A 23623-nucleotide genomic window follows, 5' to 3' on the forward strand; every position below is an offset into this window, starting at 1 on the left:
ATCTGCGAAAAATGACACTCCAATAACCGAGCTACACCTTAAAGTGCTGTAGCTGGAGAGCAAGCTCTTCCGAGGCTTCTGCCAGCGCCTGGCTCTGGCTCGCCAGATGCTGGGCAGCCGCATTCACTTCATTCGCCGATAAATGAATACTGCTGACATTACCGTTGATGTCTTCCGACACCGTGCCCTGTTGATCTGCCGCTGCCGCGATCTGGGCTACCCGATCCGTGGACTGATACAATGCATCAAGCATATGCTTCAGCTCGCGCTGGCTGTCCTGAGCATTCTCGACGCTGTTCCGGCTACTATTATGGCTTGCCTTCATCGCCGTCGCCGCCTCCAGCGCTCCGCGCGTCAGCCCGTCAACCGTCACCTGTATTTCCTCAGTCGATTTCTGTGTACGCTGAGCAAGGTTACGCACTTCGTCAGCCACGACAGCAAACCCCCGCCCCTGCTCACCGGCACGTGCCGCTTCAATCGCCGCATTCAGGGCCAGAAGGTTAGTCTGTTCAGAAATTCCCTTGATCACCTCGGCGACCTCGCTGATCTGCAAGACGCCCTGCTTAAGCTCCTCCACCCGCTTGTCGGCCTCTGCGATTTGGCTGGCGACCTGCTGGATATTCAGGGTAGTATCCTCCAGCCGTTCACTGCTGGCTGTTGCCTTATGGGACATGTCCTTGGTCATGGTAGCCGTTTGCTCTGCATTTTGCGCTACATCGGCAACCGTCGCCGTCATTTCATTCATGGCCGTGGCTAGCTGCTCTAGCTGCATATGTTGCGACTGGATACTCTGAGCACTCTCTTCGCTGGCAGAAGCAATAGTACTGGCCATATCTGTTGACTGATGGGCGGAGGCGGCCGCAACCTTGAGGGCATTGCGAATAGCACTTATCGAGGTATCCATACGACGCGACAGCTTACCAATTTCATCGAGTCGTTCAGAGTGGCAATCAACCCTAAGATCACCGTCAGCAATGGCATCAAACTTACCCACCAGCGCCTCAAGCGGGTCGGAAATGTTGTGGCTGATAAAATAACCAACCACAAGCAGTACCAGCATCGCAGCCGCAGCCATCATGCCTGTTTTCATCGAAGTCAGCATAAACTCATCTTCGATATCTTTGACATGGACGCCAGTGCCTACAATCCAGTTCCATTGAGGAAAGCGTTGTACAAACGAGAGCTTGGGTTTGATTTCGCCCTCAGGAGAGCGCCAGCGATAGTCGAGGTAGCCAGCACCGCTTTTCTCACTGGTCGTTACCATCTCTTGCCAGTGAAACTTACCATCGGCATCGGTAAGCTGGCGGGCATTGGTTCCGTTGAGCTTGGGCTTGAGCGGGTGGGTAATAATCTCAAGCTCAGGAGTCGTCACCCAAAAATAATTCCCTTTGCCATAGCGTTGGGCATTTATCATCGTAATGGCTTGCTGCTGCGCTTGCGCGGCCCCCAATACCTCCTGCTGCGATGCATAAAATTCAAGTGTGCTGATAGCCAGCTCGACCTGGCTTTGCAACGACGCCTTTCGTTCTTGATACGCGGCCTGCCGCTGTTCCAGCGCATTATAAACGCTGACACACAAGAGCAGACCAATAGCAGTAGCGACAAAGGCGATTAACTTCTTCCTGACGGTCAAGTTGCTTAAACTGAACATAAGTCTCCTTGTTTATTATTATCTTGCCTGACTGCGGCCTCTTTTCTGCCTCTGCCTTCCCACTCCGAATGCCTTGGTTGGGTCCCCTTCAGCAGCAATAAATTGTTAAGCGAAATGAAACGAGATCATTAAGCAAAGAGTGCATAGGCACTTTGGGGCGTATAGTGCTGGGATTTTCACCGCACTTCAAGCGATAGATGTAACAATTTTGTGGTTTGTATGCATGTTTTTCGCATCAATATGGTTATCACTGTGAAACAAAACAATAGTGAAGCTGACATCAGTGACTAAGCCATAGCAGCGAGGTAAGAAATGGAAAAATGGACGGAGAAGGAAATGTATTACCCTTACAGGTATAACGCTTTTTTCGCTATTTTAGCCTGTCATTTTGTAATAAAATGACAGGTAAACACGCACCATGCGGAGAAATAAAGCAATGTCAGTAAAAGGCCGAATTCACTCTTTTGAATCCTGCGGTACCGTGGATGGACCCGGCATCCGTTTTATCGTATTTATGCAAGGCTGCTTAATGCGTTGTCAGTATTGCCACAACCGTGATACGTGGGATCTCCACGACGGGCGTGAAATCACTGTTGACGAGATCATGAAAGATGCCCTTTCGTATCGTCACTTCATGAAAGCCTCCGGGGGCGGTGTCACAGCATCTGGTGGTGAAGCCATGTTGCAACCTGAGTTTGTCCGTGATTTCTTCCGCGCCGCTCAGGCTGAAGGGATTCATACTTGCCTTGATACCAATGGCTATATCCGCAAGCATACCGATGTCGTTGATGAAGTGCTTGATAGTACAGATCTAGTGATGTTGGATCTCAAACAGCTTGATGACAGCATCCACCAGAATTTGGTCGGCGTACCGAACAAGCGTGTGCTGGACTTTGCCCGCTATCTTCATCAGCGTGGCCAGAAAACCTGGATCCGCTACGTTATCGTACCGGGCTTCACCGATGACGAACGCTCAGCCCATCTGCTCGGCGAGTTTATTCAGGGAATGGACAATATTGAGAAGGTCGAGCTGCTGCCTTACCACCAACTGGGCGAACATAAATGGGAAGCACTCGGTTTTGAATATCAGCTAGCTGATGTTAAGCCGCCATCGAAAGAGGTCATGGAAAAAGTCAAAAGCATTATCGCCAGCTACGGTCATAATGTAATGTACTGATCCGCAGCGATCTATCTTGTCTAATGGCAGGAGCAAAATGCCCTACTTTGCTCCTGCATTAAAATCAATATGTAGCAACGATATTCCCCCGTGTCTGATTACGCTAGTCAGTAACTAACTGGCAGCTTGGTCGTTATCGGTAGCCTTGCTCGTGATAGCCTCGCCGGTTGTCTGGCAAAGCTGTGATGCCGTATCACTAGAACATGCCTTCTTCACAAGGTCACATTTACCGCCGACACCACCATCTAAGATCGTACATTGTGCATTGGCCAGACAGAGATCTTTACGCGTTGCAAGCTTAGGTACTGAAGCAATAAGCGTTTTATCCGTAATACAACTCTCTATTTCGCTTCTTACATTTGCGCCAAACGCATTTAGCTGCCGCTTAAATGCCATTTCTGCGTCAGGCTCGAAACGCCCGAGAGTGGCAACCGAAAGAATATCGTCAAACTTCTCGACCTTTAACGGCTTACAGGCAACATCCCACTTATTTTTGAAGCGGTTGCGGCTCAGCTCAACCGGCTTTTTGGTTCCGTTAAATTGATGGTAGTTGGCTCTGTCATCCTTGAAATAACCATGAACGCTATATCTTTGGTTTAAAAAGTCGTAAACCAGATCAATAATGAATGGTTCTCGCTCACGGGCAAGGCCCATGGCATTTTTGGCCGCATAATAGCCACATGTTGTTAAATTAAGGACGTTGTCTTTATTCTTTACTGTCGCCGGGCTAAACATCCAGTTTTCACTGCTGGCCAGACTATAAAACTCAACCGAGTTAGGGAAATTAAACTTATTGGCAAAGCGTACCAGTGCGGCCTCTCTCAGCTCGACCACCTCGTCTTCGAAAGTTACGGTTTTCTCTTCGATCGGTGCTTTATCAGCCAGCGCTGTTTCTGCTACAGCAGGCTCTGCCGCCTCTGCCACAACCGAGGCTTTGCTACCTGGCCCCATCGCCGCCGTTAGCTTTTGAAGCGACAGGGCTGAGTTGGAAAGAGTATCTGTAAGTGAATGTAAATTAACTAAAAAAAGCAGAAGCAACAGGCAGCCTAATCCGCGAAACAAGGTGTTAAGCTTTAAGGACATATCCCTTACCGGCTTTCCTTTGATGATCATTTTATCGTCCCTAGCAATATCAACTAAGGCCGGATTTTAAAGATAATCACCACCTTGTCCAGAGATCAATCGCTCAAAAACTAACCAGTTATTGATGCGATAAATGAAATCAAATAGATGTATCTCACTTTTTTTCAGGCTTTGGGAGCAACCTCTTTTTACAGCCACAACAGGAGGGCGGTTTGGCTTTCTCTGTCTCAAATTGACGTTGCTTAAATGGGTATGCCTGTCATCAGAAAGACTAATGACAAGCCTTACGAAGGGAAGAATATAGTGACGCTACGCGAAACTTGTACCTTATCTAGCTTGATCCTATCAGGCCCTATTGAGAATCAATTGAAACCAACGCTGGAATAACACTTTTTTGCTTATAGATCATAAGGATGAAAAAAATCTAATATAGTTCTGTTCCTTTGGTATTAAAATAAGCGCTAAGTGGCATATAACAAATACTGCCCATATTAATCATTAATATTGATATGAAAACCAACAAGATCCTTAATCGCGAATACTCTGTTGCAGTATCACAACAGCAAAAATGTAGTAATTAGCCGAAAAGATCAGCAAGAATACCAAATTAAAACCAATGATCGCCCAATTTTTCATCATTGCGCAAAACGATATGCACGCAAGCACTTATAAATTTAGCTTCTTAGTTTCATCAAATTTACTTATACAATCTACATTTCCATTTTTCGGTCTTTTATCATCCGGATTGCTTCGCGGCGGATACAGTCGCGAAGCGGGTTTTCTATCGCATCGGCACGCCAGATAAAAGAAAGCGTTCGCTTCATGTTCAGCTCAGGAACATTCAAGGCCACCAGCTCACCGCGATCGATATATTTCACCACGTCCAGATAGGGTAAACAGCTAAGGTAAGGCCCATTGGTAACCAGAGCGCGAAGAACCGGGATCTGTTCATACTCCCGCCAGACATCCAAATCTTCAATCACCCCATGCAAGGCGCTCTCAAAACTTTGCCGAGTACCGGCCCCCTGCTCCCGAAGTACCCACTTGGCCTGCTCTAGCTGTGCAAAGCTCACCGTATCCAGTTTGGCGTAGGGATGGTGCTTGGACGCAATAATCACCAGGTGGTCGTGGCACCATACTTCCTGATCCAACCGGCTGTCATCACAACGGCCCTCGATAATCCCCAGCTCGCACTCATAGTTTCTCACTCTATCAATGACTTTCTGGGCATTCTTCACGACCAGCTGGATGCGTAACTCTGGAAAATCTTTATCAATAATACTGATAAGCTCTGGCAAAAGGTGTTCAGCCGCCGTCTGACTGGCTGCCAGGCTGATTTCACCACTGACCAGGTGCTGGTCATAAAAACCCAATTCTATTTGCTGGGCATCAAACAATAGCTGCTTGGCCCTGGGACGGAGCCATGCCCCCCAATAGGTCAGTGCCATTTGCTTCCCCTGCCGCTCAAACAACGGCCGTCCCAGCAGCTTCTCGAGCTGGGACAACGCCATGCTCGCTGCAGACTGCGTCAAAGCCAGGTTTTCCGCGGCTTTACTGACACTGCGCGTGCTCGCAACCTCCTCAAACACCGAAAGTTGCTTCAGTGAATAACGCATTAAAACTCTCCCCGATAAATGCAATTGGTTTTCTATTGCCAAGAATATCAAGTTTAGTGATTAGGGTTAAAGAAATTATCAATTTTACTCAATCATTTTCCCAGCCGTATGCTGAATGCCAGTTACCAGTCACGACAGGAGGAAATGTGACGTTATCCACCCCCAATGTAATCACAACAACCGGCCGGCATACCGGACTACACACAGGAGACGCTTGAAATGGCCACGGCAATGGCATCCAACAACAGTAACTTCACTCCCAAAGAGATGATGAAGCAGGCAGAAAAATACGCGGTCGGCAAGGCATCCAAGCCAACCCGTACCACCATCGCACTGGCAATTACGGCGGGCGTATTTATCGGGCTGGCGTTTGTCTTCTACATCACCGTCACCACTGGTGGCAGCAATATGAGCTGGGGGATCAACCGCTTATTTGGTGGCCTGGCGTTTAGCCTCGGACTGATCCTAGTCGTGATTTGCGGTGGTGAACTCTTTACCAGTACCGTGCTGTCCTCTATCGCCCGAGCCAACAAACACATCACCTCAGGCAAGATGCTCACCACTTGGCTGAAAGTTTACTTCGGCAACTTCCTCGGCGCGATGATGCTGCTGGCACTGGTGTCGATGGCAAGCCTGTATCAGCTTGACGGCGGTCAGTGGGGACTCAATGCCCTCAACATCGCCCAGCACAAGCTGCACCATCAACCGATGGAAGCCTTTGCTCTGGGCATTCTATGTAACTTACTAGTTTGTTTAGCAATTTGGATGACATTTTGTTCAAACAACATGATGACCAAGATGGCGATGATGGTACTGCCCGTGGCTATGTTCGTCAGCACCGGCTTTGAGCACAGTGTCGCCAACATGTTTATGGTGCCACTGGGTATCACCATTCAGAACATCGCACCGGAATCGTTCTGGCTTGGTTTGGGTGTATCACCAGAGCAGTATGCCGATCTGAACATCCATAACTTTATCTTTGCCAATCTTATTCCCGTCACGCTGGGCAATATCGTTGGCGGCGGGGTACTGGTCGGCCTGAGTTACTGGGCAATTTTCAGTTCGCCGAAAGAACACCATGCCACAGCAACCATTATTAAACCCGACTTCTCAAATACGACCGCTTTAACTAAGGACAACACCATGCTTCAGGAAAATCTACTTGTAAACGACCATATGCGCCCGGCTACTACGACCCTTCTACCAGGCATGCCTGTAGCAGAAGCACTCGATATCCTAATCAAGGAGGGCCTGTCCGGTGCACCGGTGCTTTCCAGCGATCAACGACTGGTTGGCTTCTTCGCAATTCACGACACCCTGGTTGATCTATGGTGCAATGACTACATGCCGGAAGCAGAAGACAAAGTTCAGGATCTGATGCGCCACGAGATCCAGACTGTCAGCCCTGACAACTCAATTCTGGAAGTGGCTGAGTACATGTGTATCGACAAAAATATCCTATACCCAGTCAGCAGCGGCGGCATTGCTACCCAGCTAACCACCCTGTCTCTGAATGAACGTGCCCGCACAATGGTCGTTAACCGTCCACACAGCTACCCGGTCGTCAAAGATGATCAGCTTGTTGGTATCATCAGCCGAAACGACATTATCAAGGCCGTTCGTCCGGTCTACGGCAACCTGGTTTCTGTAACTGGAATCAAGGATGACCAGAAGAAAGCCGAGATAGCATAATCCAATAATAACCTGCCGACATGGTCGGCAGGTTATTAATCCCAACAGGTATAACTAGCCACGCGCATTCGCTCTAGCCATTATTTAACCTCTGATCAACAGAAAATTAACCACACTTATATCGGATTTTTTCTACATATACGTGATAAAATTATGGTATAAACCAAGAGCAAACGATTGCGCGACCTGCAAATGCAGCTCTATGCAGTATATCTTTATTGCTACCGATGCGAGGTTATGGCCACCATGAAAAGTGATATTCAAATTTGCCGTGAAACCACACTCACTCCAATTGATCACATCGCTCAACACGCTGGCATTTTGCCAGACGATCTAACCCCACAGGGTACGCTAAAAGCAAAAGTAAAACCCTCTATCCTTAAACGCCTGAACAACAACAAAGAGGGCAAACTGGTACTGGTTACCGCCATCACTCCTACCCCTCTGGGAGAAGGTAAAACCGTTACTACCATCGGCCTTGCACAGGGACTGGCCAAAATCAATCAGCGCGTCATGGCCTGCATCCGACAGCCATCCATGGGCCCTGTTTTTGGCGTCAAGGGCGGCGCAGCAGGCGGTGGCTACAGTCAGGTGGCCCCGATGGAAAAACTCAACCTGCACCTCACCGGCGACATCCACGCCGTCACAGCTGCACATAACCTGGCAGCTGCCGCACTGGATGCCCGGCTATACCACGAAGAGCGCCATGGCTACGAGGCATTTGCCGAAAAGACCGGCCTGACACCGCTTCGGATAGATATCCAGCGCATTTGCTGGAAGCGGGTGATGGATCACAATGACCGTGCCCTGCGGATGATCACTGTCGGCAACAACGAGCCGGGAAAAACCATTAACGGGCTCGCCCGTGATGACGGCTTCGATATTTCTGCTGCTTCCGAGCTGATGGCCATTTTGGCCCTGTCCAAAGATCTGGCCGATATGCGCCAGCGTATTGGCCGCCTGGTATTGGCATACAACATCAACGGCCAACCAGTAACAGCCGAGGATCTCCAGGTAGCAGGCGCTATGGCCGTGACCATGTGCGAGGCTATCGAACCGACCCTGATGCAAACTCTGGAAGGTGTCCCCACGCTGATCCATGCCGGACCGTTTGCCAACATCGCCCACGGCAACTCGTCGATCATTGCCGATCGCATTGCATTGAAGCTGAGTGATTACACCATCACCGAGGGTGGCTTCGGCTCGGATATGGGCTTTGAGAAAGCCTGTAATATCAAGGCCCAGCAAGCAGAGCGCGGCCCTGACTGTGCAGTTGTCGTCGCAACCTTGCGAGGCCTGAAAGCCAACTCCGGCTGTTATGATTTACGACCGGGTCAGGCTCTGCCCGATGCGATTTTCTCCCCGGATGAAAAAACCCTGCAGGGCGGCTTTGAAAACCTGAAGTGGCATATTCGCAATGCAGCGAAATACGGCATTCCGGTGGTGGTGGCAATAAACCGCTTTCCGCAGGACACCGATGCCGAACTTAACTTGCTCAAGACCTGGATCCGTGAGGAAGACTTCGGGAGCTATGTCGATGTCGCGATCAGCGAAGCCTTCGGCAAAGGTGGCGAAGGGGCTACCGAACTGGCGCAAGCTGTTGTCAACGCCTGCCAGACGCCGGCACAGTTCAAGCCGCTGTATTCACTGGATCAACCCCTGGAAGAAAAGCTGATGACCGTTGCCGAGGTCGGCTATGGCGGCCGTGGTGTCGAACTGTCACCACTGGCCAAACAACAGCTGGCCGAACTGAAAAGACAAGGTCACGACAACCTCGCTGTTTGTATGGCCAAGACGCCACTCTCGATCACCCATGATCCGAGCCAGAAAGGCGCACCTTCAGATTTCATTGTCCCGGTCCGCGAACTGCGCTTATGTGCCGGAGCCGGCTTTGTCTATGCGCTGTGCGGCAATGTCATGACGATGCCGGGCCTACCTGAAAAACCAGCCTACATGGCATTGGACATTGATGACGCCGGGAATATCGTTGGACTGAGCTAAACCGTTCGTCGGTTTTCAAACTAAGCTTTAAGCACAAAAAAACGCCAGCAAACCGTCTGGCGTTTTTTTATTCCACGCATCTTATTTATCTTTCTTATTAGAGGGATAAATATAATCACGATCAGCAAAGGTTCTCACCCATTCCGGCTTATAGACAACCAATAGGGTAATAGCCATACCGTTTATCAAAGCTTCGGGGAACAGCAGCAACGGAAGCAGCACCAAATAATTATCGACGATATAGTCCCACGAATAGCCATAACCAAAATACATCCAGCCGCTAGTCAGCAGCAGATGAACGACCATGGTCAATGCGCCGTTAAAAAAAGCGGCAATGAATATATAGATAAACAAATGCCTTGCCATATAGCGGTAGCTAAATAGAAAGACACCGTAACTGAATATGGCAGGCAGCATCACTCCGGTTAACGCATATAAGCCGGCATCGGGCCACTCGACCACTCCCACAGCCACCAGCAATATAGTCACTACAGAACCTATCAGCCCGGCAATCTGCCAACCGTGCGACAACACCAAAACTGTCAAGGCGAGAAAATGCACTTGCAGCCCCTCGGCAATTCCCGCCCTGAGACTCCACAACAGAAACAAGCCCACTATCGTTGCCAGTACCAGGTGCTGATAATCTTTCTCCGCTCGAAACTTGGGCCAGAATTCTCGAGGAAAACTCAACACCATAATCAGCAGCCAAATCAGATAGCCAATCCACTGTAGCATCGTCACCCTTGCAGTACCTTCTATACCAAATAAGCTAAAGTTATATCAACAGGATAGCCCGCCAATAACCTTGTAAAAAACAGGGATAAAAAATTGTTAAATATCGACACCAAGCCTGATTGCACAAGCTTTAGCCAGTCAATTTTATTTAACAAAAAATCACTGGCAAGGCGGAGTCAGATCAATTTTTTTTGCCTTCAACCTGATAATCTCAATGCCAGCTCAATACAATATTAAAGGCCTACCATTATGGAAATGACCAACGCACAACGTCTTATTCTATCTAACCAGTATTATCTGATGTCGAAAATGAATCCGGAGAACGCTGCAAAGTACCGCCGACTGCAAACGATTGTCGAGCGCGGCTATGGTCTGCAGATGCGTGAGCTGGATAAAGACTTCGGCTGCCTGGAAGAAGAAGACTGCCGCAACGTAATTGACTTTATGGAAATGTATCACGCGATGCAGGAATCATTCAAAATGCTTAGCGAGGACAACCAAAACCAGGTTGATCAGCGCCGACTGCAATTCCTGGGATTTGATGCAGCGACAGAATCTCAACTTGTCCATTACGTTCGTTTCCTGACCGACGAAGAAGGCCTGTACCCACAGTTTGACAAGTCAGAGCACATGTTTAACAGTCAGGTGCCGATGCTGGAAAAATACCACCGAATGCTTCAGACATGGCGTAACTGCCCACGTCAATATCACCTGTCGGCGACAGAAATCCAACAGATTCAAAATGCCTAACCGCTAACGTTAGGAGTAACTAAGCCGGAGGAAAAGCTCCGGCTTTTTTATTTGCCAGGCCTGATGCGATTTAATTTACGCCATAACTATTTACCTAGCTCCGACTTCTATTCAACAACCAGCAACGTTAACTCAGTCCCCACGCTAACGCTGCTTGTCCTCTTGCCATAACAGCAATAAAATGTGACATCCAACAAACCTTAACACCAAGATGAGTCACTATTGACCGAAAGTTAACCTGTATAACTATAAAATCGATAGCATCTTAGAAATTCATTCATCGCCTCGTTTAATTCACTACAATCCTGCAAAGTAACCTTGTATACAAGGGCTCTCAATACAAGGTAAATAGTAAAGATCATGATTCGATTTATTATATTAATGCTATCTTTTTCATCAGCCTGTATTGCTGCACCTACGAAACAGTTGATTATTTTGACGACTTTTACCGAATCATCGATCACCCCAATCACTCAGCAGTTTCAGCAACACTACCCAGATGCAGTCATAAAAGTCCTCCACCGACGGGAAGAGTCAGGCCTTCGCCTACTGAGCAAAAACGACCATGATATCGACATTGTGATTTCATCGTCTCCCCTGCTGTTCATGCCGCTTATTGAAAATAACCGGCTACTTCCCCTGGACTCGCTTAGCCTGACCCCAGATAACAACTGGCAGTCCTTCCTGCCGGGTTCAGCCTCTTCTATCGCGGTTTTCGGCTATTCAGGCTACGGGCTAATGTGGAATAAGGATTACCTGATCAAGCACCGGCTCGATATTCCTCAGACCTGGGAAAGTCTGGCCGAACCACAATATTTCCGACACCTGATTATGAGCAGCCCCGGCCGATCCGGTACCACGCACCTGATGATCGAAAACATCTTACAGCAATATGGCTGGACAGATGGCTGGAAGTTATTACTCCAAATTGGCGGCAACCTTGCTTCCGTCTCGGCCCGCAGTTTTGGTGTCAGCGATGCCATATCTCGCGGCTTGACCGGCGCTGGCCCTGTTATAGACAGCTTTGCCTTTGAGGATCAAAAACAGTTTCCATTTATCGGGTTTCACTACCAGGACCAAAGTCCGCGGCTACCTAGCTATATAGCGGCGGTTAAAAACCGCCACCAGGCCCGCCACTGTCTGGATTTCATCAACTTTCTACTGTCTGACAACGTGCAGCAGAGCCTGTCCACCAGCTCTCTGAACAAGTATGGCCTGCACCAAAAACCCAGCCAGCCTTTCACCGTGCTACCGATTGATTATGAACAGATGCAGCGTCGCACTATCTTAGTCAAGCTGCTGTTTGACCAAATCATCAACCATCAGCTGGATTTGCTCAACCAGGCGTGGCGCCACATTCATCAGCTTGCCCGGCAGCCGTCGTTAACTGATGCGCAGCAACAGCAATATCAGCGCGCCATCAAGCTTGCTTCAACGCCTCCCGTTAGTGAGGCACAGGCCAACAGCACCGCCTATAACCAAGCCCTGATCCACTCTCAGACAGATGTGCATACCGCCAAGAGCGTCAAGCGCTGGCGACAGGTAATGAGCAAACAGCTGGAAGAGTCAATTCTTATCTCCGAGCAGATCCTCGCAGCTATCAAAGAGGTGAAGTGATGTTGCTGAGAAATACCATTGGCAATCGCCTGGTCGCCTCCATCGGTTTTATGGCCCTGCTCACCATCAGTGTGAGCCTGATTGCCGTTGTTAACTGGGAAAACCTGAATACCCAGGTTAACACCATCATCGAGAAAAACATGCCGACCCTACGGGTCAGTTACCAGCTGGAAAGAAATACGGCTGGGCTTCAGGCCGCTCTCAATATGCTCAGCAATAATACCGATCCGATTTTACATGCCGAGCTCAAGCAAAATATCACCACCAAGCTAGAACAGATATCGGCCGCTATCAAAGAAGCGGCGAACTTGAAATTCTATCCGGCAATCAAGGCCGAGCATGAAACCCTACTGACAGACATTTCAGCCTATGTCGGGCTGCTATACCGACGCAATACACACATGTACTCGCTGGCCCAAACAGAAAATGCCATCAAGTGGCTCCATCAGGATCTGGTCGATGAGCTTACACCGCTGCGCCAGGAGGTTGAGTGGCAGGTCACCCGAATGCTGCCCAACGCGATCAATACCGAGGCGATCACCGACGTGATGGCGGAGTTTTCGTTTATCCAGTCAATCACTATCAAAGAAAATGAACTGCACCAACTGGTGCAGGAGATCATCCAGCAGCGGAAAAACCGGGATCTTGGCAACGCCTTTTACTTCATCGGCTACAAGACCGAAGAAATCAGTAAAATGAGCCAGAACCTGAACCATTACCCGTCAACCATCTCATACCGGCAACTACTGCAGGAACTGATCACCCTCGTCGAACCGAAAGGCGTACTGGAGGAGCAGTTAAGGCTTGATGTCGAGCTGCACAACGCCATCAGGCTGTATGAAGGCCAGATCCAAACGCGGCTGGAATATCAGGAAGAGCTGATCCAGGCCATGGTTGAACAGGAGAATGCCTCCCTCAAGCAACTCAACGAGCAGACAAACCACTCGATCAAGATCAGCAACATCGTGCTGTTCGGCGTCGTGCTGCTGTCTATATTCCTGACAGTGACTCTCTCTATCTACCTTGTCGGCCGCGGTATCGTCAAACGACTCAACATGCTGTCGCAAGATTTGTATTCTGTCGCCAACAACCAGCTCAACGCCAATATCCAGGTCACCGGCAATGACGAAATCGGCATGCTGGGCGATAACCTCCGCTACTTCTGCCGCCAGATGCAGGAAATGCAGCAAAGCAATGCACTGAACCTGATCAACAATACCCAGGCCAGTATTATCACCTGCGACCTGGACGGCGTAGTCGAATCCGTCAACCCAAGCGCGCAGGCCTTGTTCAACTACGATGCATCACCGGTAAAACACACAATCTGGACCCTGTTTAGCGATAACATGCAGCAGCGGCTTCAGGCCCTGTTTGCCAATACCAGCCCACTGCTCAGCAACCGGGCCTGTAACCTGACCCTGATGCACAGCCACAGTGGTGATAACAAGCTCTATCTGCGGCTGGACTTTCGCCTGTTCAAACAGGGGAACAACGACAAAGTCATTGTCACGATGACCGATATCACCGAACAGGAAAACGCCGCCCGCTGGCTGGAAAACATGGTCCGGGAAAAGACCCAGTCTCTCACCAACCGTAACCGCCAGCTAAAAGCCGAGGTAGAGGATCGGAAACGGGTCGAGGCGGATCTGCGGGCGACCCAGGATGATTTGATTCAGGCCGCCAAAATGGCCGTCGTCGGCCAGACAATGACCTCGCTGGCCCATGAGCTCAACCAGCCTCTGTCAGCCATCTCTACCCATGTCTTTGCGACCAAAATGGCAATCAACAAGGAAAACTACACCCAGCTGCCGGTCAGTCTGGAAAAAATCGACAACCTGACTTCTCGCATGGGGCGGATCATCTCGACCCTGCGCAGTTTTTCAAAAAAACAGTCGGCCAACAGCTCACTGACAGCAGTTGATATTCAGGCTTCATTTCATCAGGCCATGCTGATTGTAGAAAGCCGGGCCAAGGTACAAAAGACCACCATTTCCAGCCAGCTTAACAGCCCGCTCAATGCCCTTGCCGACCAGGTGCAGCTTGAGCAGGTGCTGGTCAACCTGCTGGTGAACAGCTGTGATGCTGTCGCGGGAAGCGAACGACGCGAAATAACTATTTGCGATCTGAACAGCAAAGACAACCTTATCCGTATCGCTGTCAGTGATAGCGGAGGCGGATTTGCAGCCGGTATTATCGAAAAACTATTTACACCTTTTACCACAACAAAGGACGTCGGGCTTGGCCTCGGGCTAAGTATCTGCCGTTCAATTATGACCCGCTTTGATGGTGATATCTTTCTCGCCTCGAACCTTCAAGGTGGTGCAATGGTCGTATTGGAGCTAAACCGCTATGATAATGAATAATGATATCGAAGTTGTCATCATTGATGATGACCAAGATGTACTTGATGCCTATCAACATTTGCTTGAAGTATCTGGCTATAAGGCGCACGCCCTAACCGATCCTACTGCTGCAATCTCCATGCTGCATAAAAACTGGCCTGGCGTTGTCGTGACCGATATGTACATGCCGGGGCTCAGTGGCATGGAGCTGCTAGACAAAGTCAAAGAACTGGATCCCGAGTTACCGGTTATCATGATCACCGGCCACGGGGATATTCCAATGGCCGTAGACGCCGTCAAAAAGGGTGCGCTGGACTTCTTGCAAAAGCCTCTCCAGCCCGCCGAACTCATCACGCTGCTGGAAAAGCATTTACCAATAAGAAAACAGAAAATCGAGCAGCGCACCAATGTTAGCTACTCGGCAGCGGAGGTGTTGCTGGGTGAAAGCCCACTGCTCATTAAAATCCGCGAACAGATCGCCCAAACCGCCCTCACCACCAAGGACGTCCTCATTGAGGGCGAGAACGGAACAGGGCGCCACACTATTGCCAAACTACTGCACCAGGAAAGTGAATTACGCGATCAGCCTTATGCCAATGCCATCGGCCAGGCGATCAGTTGTACTGCGGATCTGCAGCGCAGCATGATCTCGGCCCGCGGCGGCAGCCTGTGCCTGAGCAACCCGCAAGATATGCCAATAGAAACCCAGCAATGGCTATGTCGCTTCCTGCTGGAACAAGAGCGCCAGGGCAAAAAAGAAGTCCGCGTGCTGGCAGTGCTTGAAGGCGCACCGGAGGCGAAGGTTGAGCAGGACAAGCTGCTGCCTGAGCTGTTCTACTTCCTCAGCCAGGTCCGCTTCAGCCTGCCGCCACTGAAACAGCGCAACTGTGATATCACCCCGCTATTCCGCCATTTCCTGAAGCGAAGCTGTCAAAAACTCAACAAAACCGTACCGGCCGTGGACAAGGCGTACATTAACACGCTCAACCGCCACGAATGGCCAGGCAATGTCCTCGAGCTGAAAAATGTCGCCGAGCTCTACGCCATCGGCATTGTCAAACTAACCGGCCAGGAACGGACCAAACCTCTCGAGCAGATGAGCAGTCCGCTCGATGATCTGGTCGACAGCTACGAAAAGCAGGTTATTGAGGATGCCCTTTACCTGTTTGCCGGCCGGATCAACGAAGTCTCGAGTTACCTGCAGATCCCGCGCAAGAAACTGTATCTGAGAATGAAGAAACACTCTCTGGACAAGGCGGAATACAAGGTAAGGACAACCCACTAACCACCGACAGAACCCGGAGAGCAGAGCCTGCTCTCCGGCCTCCCTGTCTCGCCGGCTTGCAGCTGTATAAGGGGATGTTTACAATACCCGCTGTCTTATATCATCCGGTTTTCACCATGTCCTACCAATGTCCACTTTGTCATTCGCCGCTCAGTCTTCAGGCTAACTCATGGCGCTGCGAAAACAACCACCAGTTTGATCAGGCCAAAGAAGGCTATGTCAACCTGATGCCGGCCCACCATAAAAGCTCGAAAAATCCGGGTGACAATAAAGAAATGATGCAGGCTCGCCGTCTGTTTCTAAATACGGACCACTACCAGCCGTTACGTGAAAAAGTGGTCGAAAAACTGGATCAATATCTGCCGGCAGACTCACAGCACCTGCTCGATATCGGCTGCGGTGAAGGTTACTACACCTCTGAGTTTGTTCATCTGAAACAGGCCCACCCGGCGCTTTGCATCCACGGACTGGATATCTCCAAAGTCGCTGTCCGTTATGCGGCCAAACGTTATCAAGCGTGTCATTTCTGTGTTGCCTCCAGCCACCGGCTGCCGTTTTCCGACGGTGTGCTTGATGGCGTGGTCCGGATCTATGCCCCTTGCAAGGACGAAGAGCTTTACCGTGCCATCAAGGCCGGCGGTATTTTGGTAACGGTAACTCCTGCGGCCCGTCACCTGTACCAGCTAAAAGCCCTCATTTACGATGACGTACGTCTGCATGAGATGACAGCAGAAAGCATCGAAGGCTTCGAATTGGTTGCCGACCAGCAGCTGCATTACGACATGAGCCTCTCCGGTGAAGAAGCGACAGCATTAATGCAAATGACGCCGTTTGCCTGGAAAACCTCCGAAGCCGTGTGGGAACAACTCCGTTCGGCCAACGAATTTAGCTGCGAAGCAGACTTTTCAGTTCGGGTGTATCGCAGGCAATAGAGTCAGCGCATGGCAGCACCTGTCCGGTCTCGGCCTCTGGCTTGGACCGGGTTGAGCACTTAGCAAACAGAAATCTCAACGCTAATTGAAATTAATTCTTATTTTCATTGCCAGCTAATTTCATCTCTCTTATCATTTCGCACCGTCTACAGTTATATCAAGTGATTATCTCAAGCAGCTATTAGCAATAGCTTCTGTGGCTAACACTTCATGCTTGGTATTTTCGAAGATAAATACGGTTTTAACCTGTAATTTCTCAGAGCACAGTGGTGAATGAATGAAAAATTGGCTCTCCCTCGGATTGGTCAGCCTGCTAATGGGATGCGCGACCCAGCCTGCCACAACACAATCAGACTCGGTTCCCGCCCCACTTCCGACAACTTTTTATGATTACACAATCACCTCTCCGCAAGGCCAGGCCTTAAGCATAAGCGAGCTAGCCCAGGCTTTGCAGAGTGCCGATATTGTTCTGGTCGGCGAGTGGCACGGCCACCCCGGTACCCATCTGATGCAGGCACAGCTGTTTGCCCAGCTCTATCGCCTGAATCCGGATATGGCCCTGTCAATGGAACAGTTTACCCGGGAGAAACAGAATGTGGTCAACCAGTACCTTGACGGGGAGATTGGTGAGAAAACATTAATCAAGGAAGGCCACGCCTGGCCAAACTACGCCAGTGACTATCGTCCGCTGGTCGAGTTTGCCAAGCATAATAAACTCGACGTCATTGCGGCTAACGCGCCCAGACCCATTGTCCGCTGCATTGGTAAAAACGGGGCTGAGTACCTAGACAAACTACCGGCTACTGAGCGCAACTGGGTAGCCGAATCGCTGACTTTGGACAACGACGCCTACCGGCAAAAGTTTATCGCCTCGATGCATCACGGCGATGAAGCCAAAACCCAGCGCCAGTTTGCCGCCCAGACAACCTGGGACGATACGATGGCTGAAAGTATGGTGAATTATCTTGCCCTGCACCCCAACAGGCAGATCATCCACGTTGCCGGTCGCTTTCATGTGGCAGGAGGACTCGGCACCGCGTCGCGCATCCGTACCCGAAACCCGGAACTGAATGTCATGATGGTTACCCCGGTGACTGCCAGCTCGACGCTGGCCGAATCGGCTCCTGATTATCGTGTAGAGGTGATGGCACTGCCGCAAAGCTACATCGACAATGACAAGATGATGGCAGCCATGAGCAAAATACACGGAAGGAACAAGACGTTGAAGTGTTACCCGTAGGGCATTTGAACAGAACCCCACCGGCGGCCAAGCTTGTGGGGTTCTTTGGGAGAGATACAGCTAATATCTCCTAGATGGCATCATATTGCCTGATAGCTGTCTGGTGGCTGAACACATACCGTTATGAAACTAACGATCAGAGTGCGTTATCGGTTTGTCACCCATGAATGCCAATTAAGAATATAAATCTAGCAGCTAACCACCCGCTCGAAATTTAGCCCATTATTTACACCCCACTCAGCCAAACCACCCATACCAAAGCCAAAAGCCAGCATATCTAACCTGTAATTTGTTTCACTATTGTTAAAATATAGATGTTCTTTCTTTCTCTGTTGCGATAAAACATTATTCCGGAGGGTAAACAATAGCCGACTTGTCGCCCTCATACTGACCATAACTATTGGCAAGGAGCTTGTGACATGGAATTCAAGAAAATCAAAAACAATAAACTGCTTACCGCAGCCTGCGTTGCTGCCTCTCTCGCGCTCTCATCCCCTTCTGTATTGGCTGATGTCGCCAAAGTTGCCGTCTCGCAAATTGTAGAGCACCCGGCCCTTGATGCCGCTCGACAGGGGCTGCTGGATGGCCTGAAAGAAAAAGGGTATGTCGAAGGGAAAAACCTCGAATTTACCTACCAAACTGCACAGGGTAACCCCGCCATTGCCGTTCAGATTGCCAAGCAATTCGTCGGCGAGCGCCCTGATGTCCTTGTCGGCATTGCCACTCCTACTGCCCAGGCTCTGGCTGCGTCAACACGCTCGATTCCGGTCGTATTTACTGCGGTAACCGATCCTATCGGTGCCAAGCTGGTTAAAAACATGGACAAGCCTGGCCGCAATGTCACCGGCCTTTCCGACCTGTCTCCTGTCGCCCAGCATGTTGAACTCATGCAAGAGCTGCTGCCGAACGTGAAAAGTATCGGGGTCGTGTTCAACCCCGGTGAAGCCAATGCCGTCGCCCTGGTTGAACTGCTGCGCGAAGCGGCCAACGCCAGGGGCTTGAACGTTGTAGAAGGCACGGCACTGAAAAGCGCCGATGTACAGGCTGCCGCCCAGATTGTCGCCTCCAAGGCCGATGTAATTTATGCCCCGACAGATAACACTGTTGCCAGTGCCATTGACGGCCTGGTCAATGCAGCCAACCAGGCCAACAAGCCAATTGTCGGCGCCTCGACTACGTATATCGAAAACGGTGCCCTGGCGGCGCTGGGCTTTGATTACTATCAGGTCGGTGTTCAGACTGCTGACTATGTTGATGCACTGCTTAAAGGCAAAAAAGTTGCTGACCTTCCGGTGAAAGTTGCCAAAGGCTCTGATTTGGCCCTGAACCAGAAAGCGGCTAAGAAGCTGGGGATCACCTTCCCGGCATCCGTGCTTGATCGCGCTACGTCAGTCACCGAATAAGCGCCAGACAAGGGCTAGCCTGAGGGACGAGAAAAGCTTCTCGAAAGCGCGTCCCTCAGGTTACGCCGCTGACTCATACCAAAGACAAGGAGTGTTTTAGATGTCTTTCTTTGCCTTTCTGGGCACACTGGAAATCGGTTTGGTTTACGGCCTGGTTGCCCTCGGTGTGTACCTGACTTTCCGTGTTCTGGATTTTCCAGATCTTACCGTCGACGGCAGTTTCCCTATGGGTGCAGCTGTTGCCGCCACCGCCATTGTAGCCAGTGTTAACCCGTGGGTTGCCACCCTGCTGGCTATCTTTGCCGGTGGCCTGTGCGGGCTGGTAACGGCTTTTCTGGCTATCCGCTGCGGTATTCTCCATCTGCTCGCCAGTATCCTGACCATGATTGCCGCCTTCTCGATCAATATTCGAATCATGGGACGGCCTAATCTGGCCTTGCTGGGTGAAGATACCATCCTGACTCCGTTTGAGCTGCTGGCAATGGATATCGGTATTGATTCGGGGATCATGCGCCTCGGTGTTGTCCTGCTGCTTGTTGTCTTCAGCGCCTGGTTCATCACCCGTCTGCTCGCCAGTGACTTCGGCCTCGGGCTGCGAGCTACCGGGGTCAACAGCCGAATGGTCAGTGCCCAGGGCGGTAATACTGCGTTGTATACCTATTTCGGATTGGCGCTATCAAACGGTCTTGTCGGTTTTTCCGGTGCCTTGTTTGCCCAGACCAATAGCTTTGCCGATGTCACCTCGGGGGTCGGTACCATTGTTGTCGGACTGGCGGCCGTGATCCTCGGACAGACCCTGATCCCGGGACGCAAAATCTGGGTGGCCGTGGTTGCCGTGATCCTTGGCTCGGTCCTGTACCGTCTGGCTGTTGCCTTCGCATTAAGCAGCGGTATGTTCGGCCTGCAGGCCTCGGATCTCAACTTGATCACCGCGTTGCTGGTTGCCGTCGCACTCATTGCGCCGAAGATGAAAACCACCATTCAGCGCAAGAAGAAACAAGCCAGCACGGCAAAAAAGCTGGCTTGAGCCGCTCAGAGGGTAAAAATAGATGATTGAATTAAATGACATCCGCGTTACCTTCAATGAAGGCACAATATTGGAAAATCAGGCTCTTCGCGGTGTTTCGCTTGCGGTGCCGGAAAAACAGTTCGTTACTGTTATCGGATCCAACGGCGCGGGCAAGTCAACGCTGCTGGGCGCCGTTAGCGGGGAGACCCCAATGGTGGGCGGCCAGGTGCTTATCGACGATATTGATGTGACCCACAAATCCGTCCATGAGCGCGCGCAGTATGCCGCGCGTGTTTTTCAGGATCCGCTGGCGGGCACCTGTGCCTCGCTAACAATCGAAGAAAACATGGCACTCGCCTACAAACGCGGCAGCAAGCGAAGCTGGAAGCTGGCCCTTTCGTCACAGCGCCGCAAACTCTTTCAGGAACGAATCAGTATTCTTGGCCTCGGCCTCGAAGACCGCCTGGGTGACCATATCGGCCTCCTTTCCGGAGGTCAGCGCCAGGCAGTCAGTCTGGTTATGGCCTCGCTGGCCGACAGCAAGCTTTTGTTGCTCGACGAGCACACCGCCGCCCTGGATCCACGCATGGCAGCCTTCGTGCTGGCACTGACAAAAAAAGTGGTCGAAGAGTTTGACCTGACCGTCATGATGGTTACCCACTCAATGAAGGATGCCCTTGCCTACGGCGACCGAACCGTAATGCTGCACCAGGGCGAAATCGTGCTGGATGTCCAGGGACAAGAAAGAGAGAACATGGATGTGAAACAGCTGCTCGAAATGTTCAGCAAGGTTCGCGGTGAAGAGCTGGCGGATGATAGCCTGCTGCTTGGCTAATACGTGACTTGAACGCCTACAAAAAAGCGCCGTGGTGAGCTTCTATGTAAGACGGGGGAAGCTCCGGCGCTTTTAATTGGACATTAAGTTGATATGACAGTGAATGCCCCTCCCCCTTTTCAAGGGGGAGGGGGTAAGCGTAACCAATCACCCCCACCCTAACCCTCCCCTTAATAAGGGGAGGGAATAAATTAAAACCACCGCTCCAGCGATGTCTTATCCAACTGCTTAAACGCCCGGTTCAGCACCTGCGCCAGCTCAAGATAACGCGGTCGAGGCTTTATCGGCTGCAGCGCATACCCTTCGCTGGTGATCTTGTCATGGATCTCGCGATACCAGGTCGCCAGAGAAGGCGGCAAATCCGTCCTGCTGCGTTTACCCAACCACCACAGCCCTTGCAATGGCATGCTCAGTGCGAAGAATGCAACGGCAATCGCCTGCGGCAAGGCGTCATAGTTATTAAACGCCATCTGGCTCAATACGCTCATCACTGCCACGGCCGGCATCACTCGGGTCGCAAACTTCGTCGCCTTAATGTAACGAGGCTCCGGGAACATCATTGCCAGCTCTTTCCGCATCGGCCAGGTAGCCATGTACTGCTGACCATTTTTGAAAGACTGCCAGATCGATTTGTTTTGACTCATAAAGCACCAAACTTCAAAAAAAACAGTAAAAATTCAAATTAAGGAATAATAAACTTGATTCAAATTAAATTTTTCTAAAAATCTTTTTGTTATATTGCTTAACAATCGCTATCCTAGACGCGCCTAAAGTAATTGTTGCCTGTAATCATCGTTCTGGCAACCTAAGGCAGCCTCCAGGGATGGCCCAGGATTGTGGGTTTCTCAATTCTCTATTATACGGACATAACTCGAATTTGACCCAGATTGGATCGGCATATTCAAAAGTCGTCTATCCTATGGGTAATTTTTCATCAGTTGAATATCAACTTTCAGACAGATTATAGGTAGTCACTCTCATGTCTAAGCTGGTTTTAGTTCTTAACTGCGGTAGTTCTTCTCTTAAGTTCGCTGTTGTTGACGCGGTATCAGGTGAAGAACACCTGACAGGTCTTGCAGAATGTCTGCACCTTCCAGAAGCACGTATCAAGTGGAAACTTGACGGTAAGCACGAAGCACAACTAGGTAACGGCGCTGCTCACGAAGAAGCGCTTGCGTTCATGGTTGACACTATTCTTGCTTCTAAGCCGGAACTAGCTGAAAACCTAGCGGCTATCGGTCACCGTGTTGTACACGGCGGCGAGAAGTTCACTCAGTCAGCACTAATCGACGAAGCTGTTCTTAAAGGTATCGAAGACTGTGCAACACTGGCACCTCTTCACAACCCTGCTCACATCATCGGCATCAAAGCAGCACAGAAATCTTTCCCAGCACTGAAAAACGTTGCTGTATTCGATACTGCTTTCCACCAGACTATGCCTGAAGAAGCGTACCTATACGCGCTACCGTACAACCTATACAAAGAGCACGGTATCCGTCGCTACGGTATGCACGGTACTTCTCACCTGTTCATCACTCGCGAGACAGCGAACATCCTTGGTAAACCAGAAGATGAACTAAACATCATCAACTGCCACCTGGGCAACGGCGCATCGGTTTGTGCAATCAAGAACGGTAAGTCTGTAGATACGTCTATGGGTCTGACTCCACTTGAAGGTCTGGTAATGGGTACACGTTGTGGCGACATCGACCCTGCTATCATCTTCCACCTGCACGACAACCTAGGTTACTCTGTTGAAAAGATCAACACGATGCTAACTAAAGAGTCTGGCCTTCAGGGTCTGACTGAAGTGACTTCTGACTGCCGTTTCGTTGAAGACAACTACGGTGAGAAAGAAGAAGCAACACGTGCAATGGACGTATTCTGCCACCGTCTGGCTAAGTACGTTGCTGGCTACACGGCGTCTCTGGAAGGCCGTCTTGACGCAATCACTTTCACCGGCGGTATCGGTGAAAACTCTGCTCCTATCCGTGAGATGGTTCTGAACCGCCTTGCTATCCTGGGTGTAGAAGTTGACGGTGAAGCTAACCTTAAAGCACGCTTCGGCGGCGAAGGTGTTATCACTACTGAAAACAGCCGTGTACCTGCAATGGTTGTTTCAACTAACGAAGAACTAGTAATCGCAGAAGATACAGCGCGTCTGGCTGAAATCTAATCTGGCGATACTTTGCTGCGCACCTGGCGCGGCAAATAATGGCTGGCTTAGGCCGGCCATTTTTTCATGGCTTTATCGT

18 protein-coding genes are annotated in these 23623 nt (G+C 50.4%); 13 read left to right on the forward strand and 5 right to left on the reverse strand.

The window, feature by feature from the left end; genetic code table 11:
• Positions 1 to 31: 31 nt before the first annotated feature.
• A complete protein-coding gene (locus BIT28_RS08530; RefSeq protein WP_075763182.1) occupies positions 32 to 1651 on the reverse strand; it encodes a methyl-accepting chemotaxis protein in 1620 nt (539 codons plus the stop codon).
• A gap of 436 nt (positions 1652 to 2087) precedes the next feature.
• Here BIT28_RS08530 and pflA point away from each other — a divergent pair, with 436 nt between their 5' ends.
• Positions 2088 to 2828 carry a pyruvate formate lyase 1-activating protein gene (gene pflA / locus BIT28_RS08535; protein ID WP_075763183.1) on the forward strand — a complete coding sequence of 247 codons (741 nt, stop codon included), beginning with the start codon at positions 2088 to 2090 and terminating at the stop codon, positions 2826 to 2828.
• A gap of 114 nt (positions 2829 to 2942) precedes the next feature.
• On the opposite strand, the gene BIT28_RS08540 is transcribed toward pflA, so the two are convergent.
• Together BIT28_RS08540 and BIT28_RS08545 are read right to left on the reverse strand one after the other, a co-directional pair.
• Positions 2943 to 3941, reverse strand: coding sequence for a hypothetical protein (locus BIT28_RS08540; RefSeq protein WP_075763184.1), 999 nt, complete (start codon positions 3939 to 3941; stop codon positions 2943 to 2945).
• A gap of 680 nt (positions 3942 to 4621) precedes the next feature.
• Complete coding sequence (locus BIT28_RS08545; protein WP_075763185.1) at positions 4622 to 5527, reverse strand: LysR substrate-binding domain-containing protein; 906 nt, start codon at positions 5525 to 5527, stop codon at positions 4622 to 4624.
• 219 nt (positions 5528 to 5746) lie between these two features.
• Here BIT28_RS08545 and focA point away from each other — a divergent pair, with 219 nt between their 5' ends.
• Together focA and BIT28_RS08555 are read left to right on the forward strand one after the other, a co-directional pair.
• Positions 5747 to 7219, forward strand: coding sequence for a formate transporter FocA (gene focA / locus BIT28_RS08550; protein WP_075763186.1), 1473 nt, complete (start codon positions 5747 to 5749; stop codon positions 7217 to 7219).
• A 246-nt stretch (positions 7220 to 7465) separates the two neighbouring features.
• Positions 7466 to 9220, forward strand: a complete 1755-nt coding sequence (locus tag BIT28_RS08555; protein ID WP_075763235.1) for a formate--tetrahydrofolate ligase — start codon at positions 7466 to 7468, stop codon at positions 9218 to 9220.
• 81 nt (positions 9221 to 9301) lie between these two features.
• Here the strand turns inward: BIT28_RS08555 and BIT28_RS08560 are convergent, their stop codons facing one another.
• Positions 9302 to 9955 carry an energy-coupling factor ABC transporter permease gene (locus BIT28_RS08560; RefSeq protein WP_075763187.1) on the reverse strand — a complete coding sequence of 218 codons (654 nt, stop codon included), beginning with the start codon at positions 9953 to 9955 and terminating at the stop codon, positions 9302 to 9304.
• Positions 9956 to 10204: 249 nt separating this feature from the next.
• Here BIT28_RS08560 and BIT28_RS08565 point away from each other — a divergent pair, with 249 nt between their 5' ends.
• From BIT28_RS08565 to BIT28_RS08605, 9 genes are all read left to right on the forward strand, one after another.
• Complete coding sequence (locus BIT28_RS08565; protein ID WP_075763188.1) at positions 10205 to 10705, forward strand: YfbU family protein; 501 nt, start codon at positions 10205 to 10207, stop codon at positions 10703 to 10705.
• Between the two features lie 360 nt (positions 10706 to 11065).
• On the forward strand, positions 11066 to 12322 hold the full coding sequence (locus BIT28_RS08570) for an ABC transporter substrate-binding protein (RefSeq protein WP_075763189.1): 1257 nt from the start codon (positions 11066 to 11068) through the stop codon (positions 12320 to 12322).
• Entirely contained in the window at positions 12322 to 14685 is a 2364-nt protein-coding gene (locus BIT28_RS08575; protein WP_075763190.1) for an ATP-binding protein, read from the forward strand. The genes BIT28_RS08570 and BIT28_RS08575 overlap by 1 nt, the downstream gene beginning before the upstream one ends.
• Positions 14672 to 15949 (forward strand): sigma-54-dependent transcriptional regulator, encoded by a 1278-nt coding sequence (locus tag BIT28_RS08580; protein ID WP_075763191.1) that lies wholly within the window; start codon positions 14672 to 14674, stop codon positions 15947 to 15949. The genes BIT28_RS08575 and BIT28_RS08580 overlap by 14 nt, the downstream gene beginning before the upstream one ends.
• Before the next feature lie 116 nt (positions 15950 to 16065).
• Entirely contained in the window at positions 16066 to 16881 is an 816-nt protein-coding gene (gene rlmA / locus BIT28_RS08585; protein ID WP_075763192.1) for a 23S rRNA (guanine(745)-N(1))-methyltransferase, read from the forward strand.
• 277 nt (positions 16882 to 17158) lie between these two features.
• A complete protein-coding gene (locus BIT28_RS08590) occupies positions 17159 to 18121 on the forward strand; it encodes a ChaN family lipoprotein (RefSeq protein WP_075763193.1) in 963 nt (320 codons plus the stop codon).
• A 434-nt stretch (positions 18122 to 18555) separates the two neighbouring features.
• The gene (locus tag BIT28_RS08595) at positions 18556 to 19524 is read left to right on the forward strand and encodes an ABC transporter substrate-binding protein (RefSeq protein ID WP_075763236.1); all 969 of its coding nucleotides are present in this window, start codon (positions 18556 to 18558) and stop codon (positions 19522 to 19524) included.
• Between the two features lie 100 nt (positions 19525 to 19624).
• Entirely contained in the window at positions 19625 to 20551 is a 927-nt protein-coding gene (locus tag BIT28_RS08600; protein ID WP_075763194.1) for an ABC transporter permease, read from the forward strand.
• Between the two features lie 22 nt (positions 20552 to 20573).
• Positions 20574 to 21368: an ABC transporter ATP-binding protein gene (locus BIT28_RS08605; RefSeq protein ID WP_075763195.1), complete on the forward strand. Its 795-nt coding sequence runs from the start codon at positions 20574 to 20576 to the stop codon at positions 21366 to 21368.
• 191 nt (positions 21369 to 21559) lie between these two features.
• On the opposite strand, the gene yfbV is transcribed toward BIT28_RS08605, so the two are convergent.
• Positions 21560 to 22012, reverse strand: a complete 453-nt coding sequence (yfbV, locus tag BIT28_RS08610; RefSeq protein WP_075763196.1) for a terminus macrodomain insulation protein YfbV — start codon at positions 22010 to 22012, stop codon at positions 21560 to 21562.
• Positions 22013 to 22347: 335 nt separating this feature from the next.
• Here yfbV and BIT28_RS08615 point away from each other — a divergent pair, with 335 nt between their 5' ends.
• A complete protein-coding gene (locus BIT28_RS08615; protein WP_075763197.1) occupies positions 22348 to 23544 on the forward strand; it encodes an acetate kinase in 1197 nt (398 codons plus the stop codon).
• Positions 23545 to 23623 lie beyond the last annotated feature (79 nt).

Origin of the sequence: Photobacterium proteolyticum (assembly GCF_001939735.1) — a bacterium.
Taxonomy (GTDB): Bacteria; Pseudomonadota; Gammaproteobacteria; order Enterobacterales; family Vibrionaceae; genus Photobacterium; species Photobacterium proteolyticum.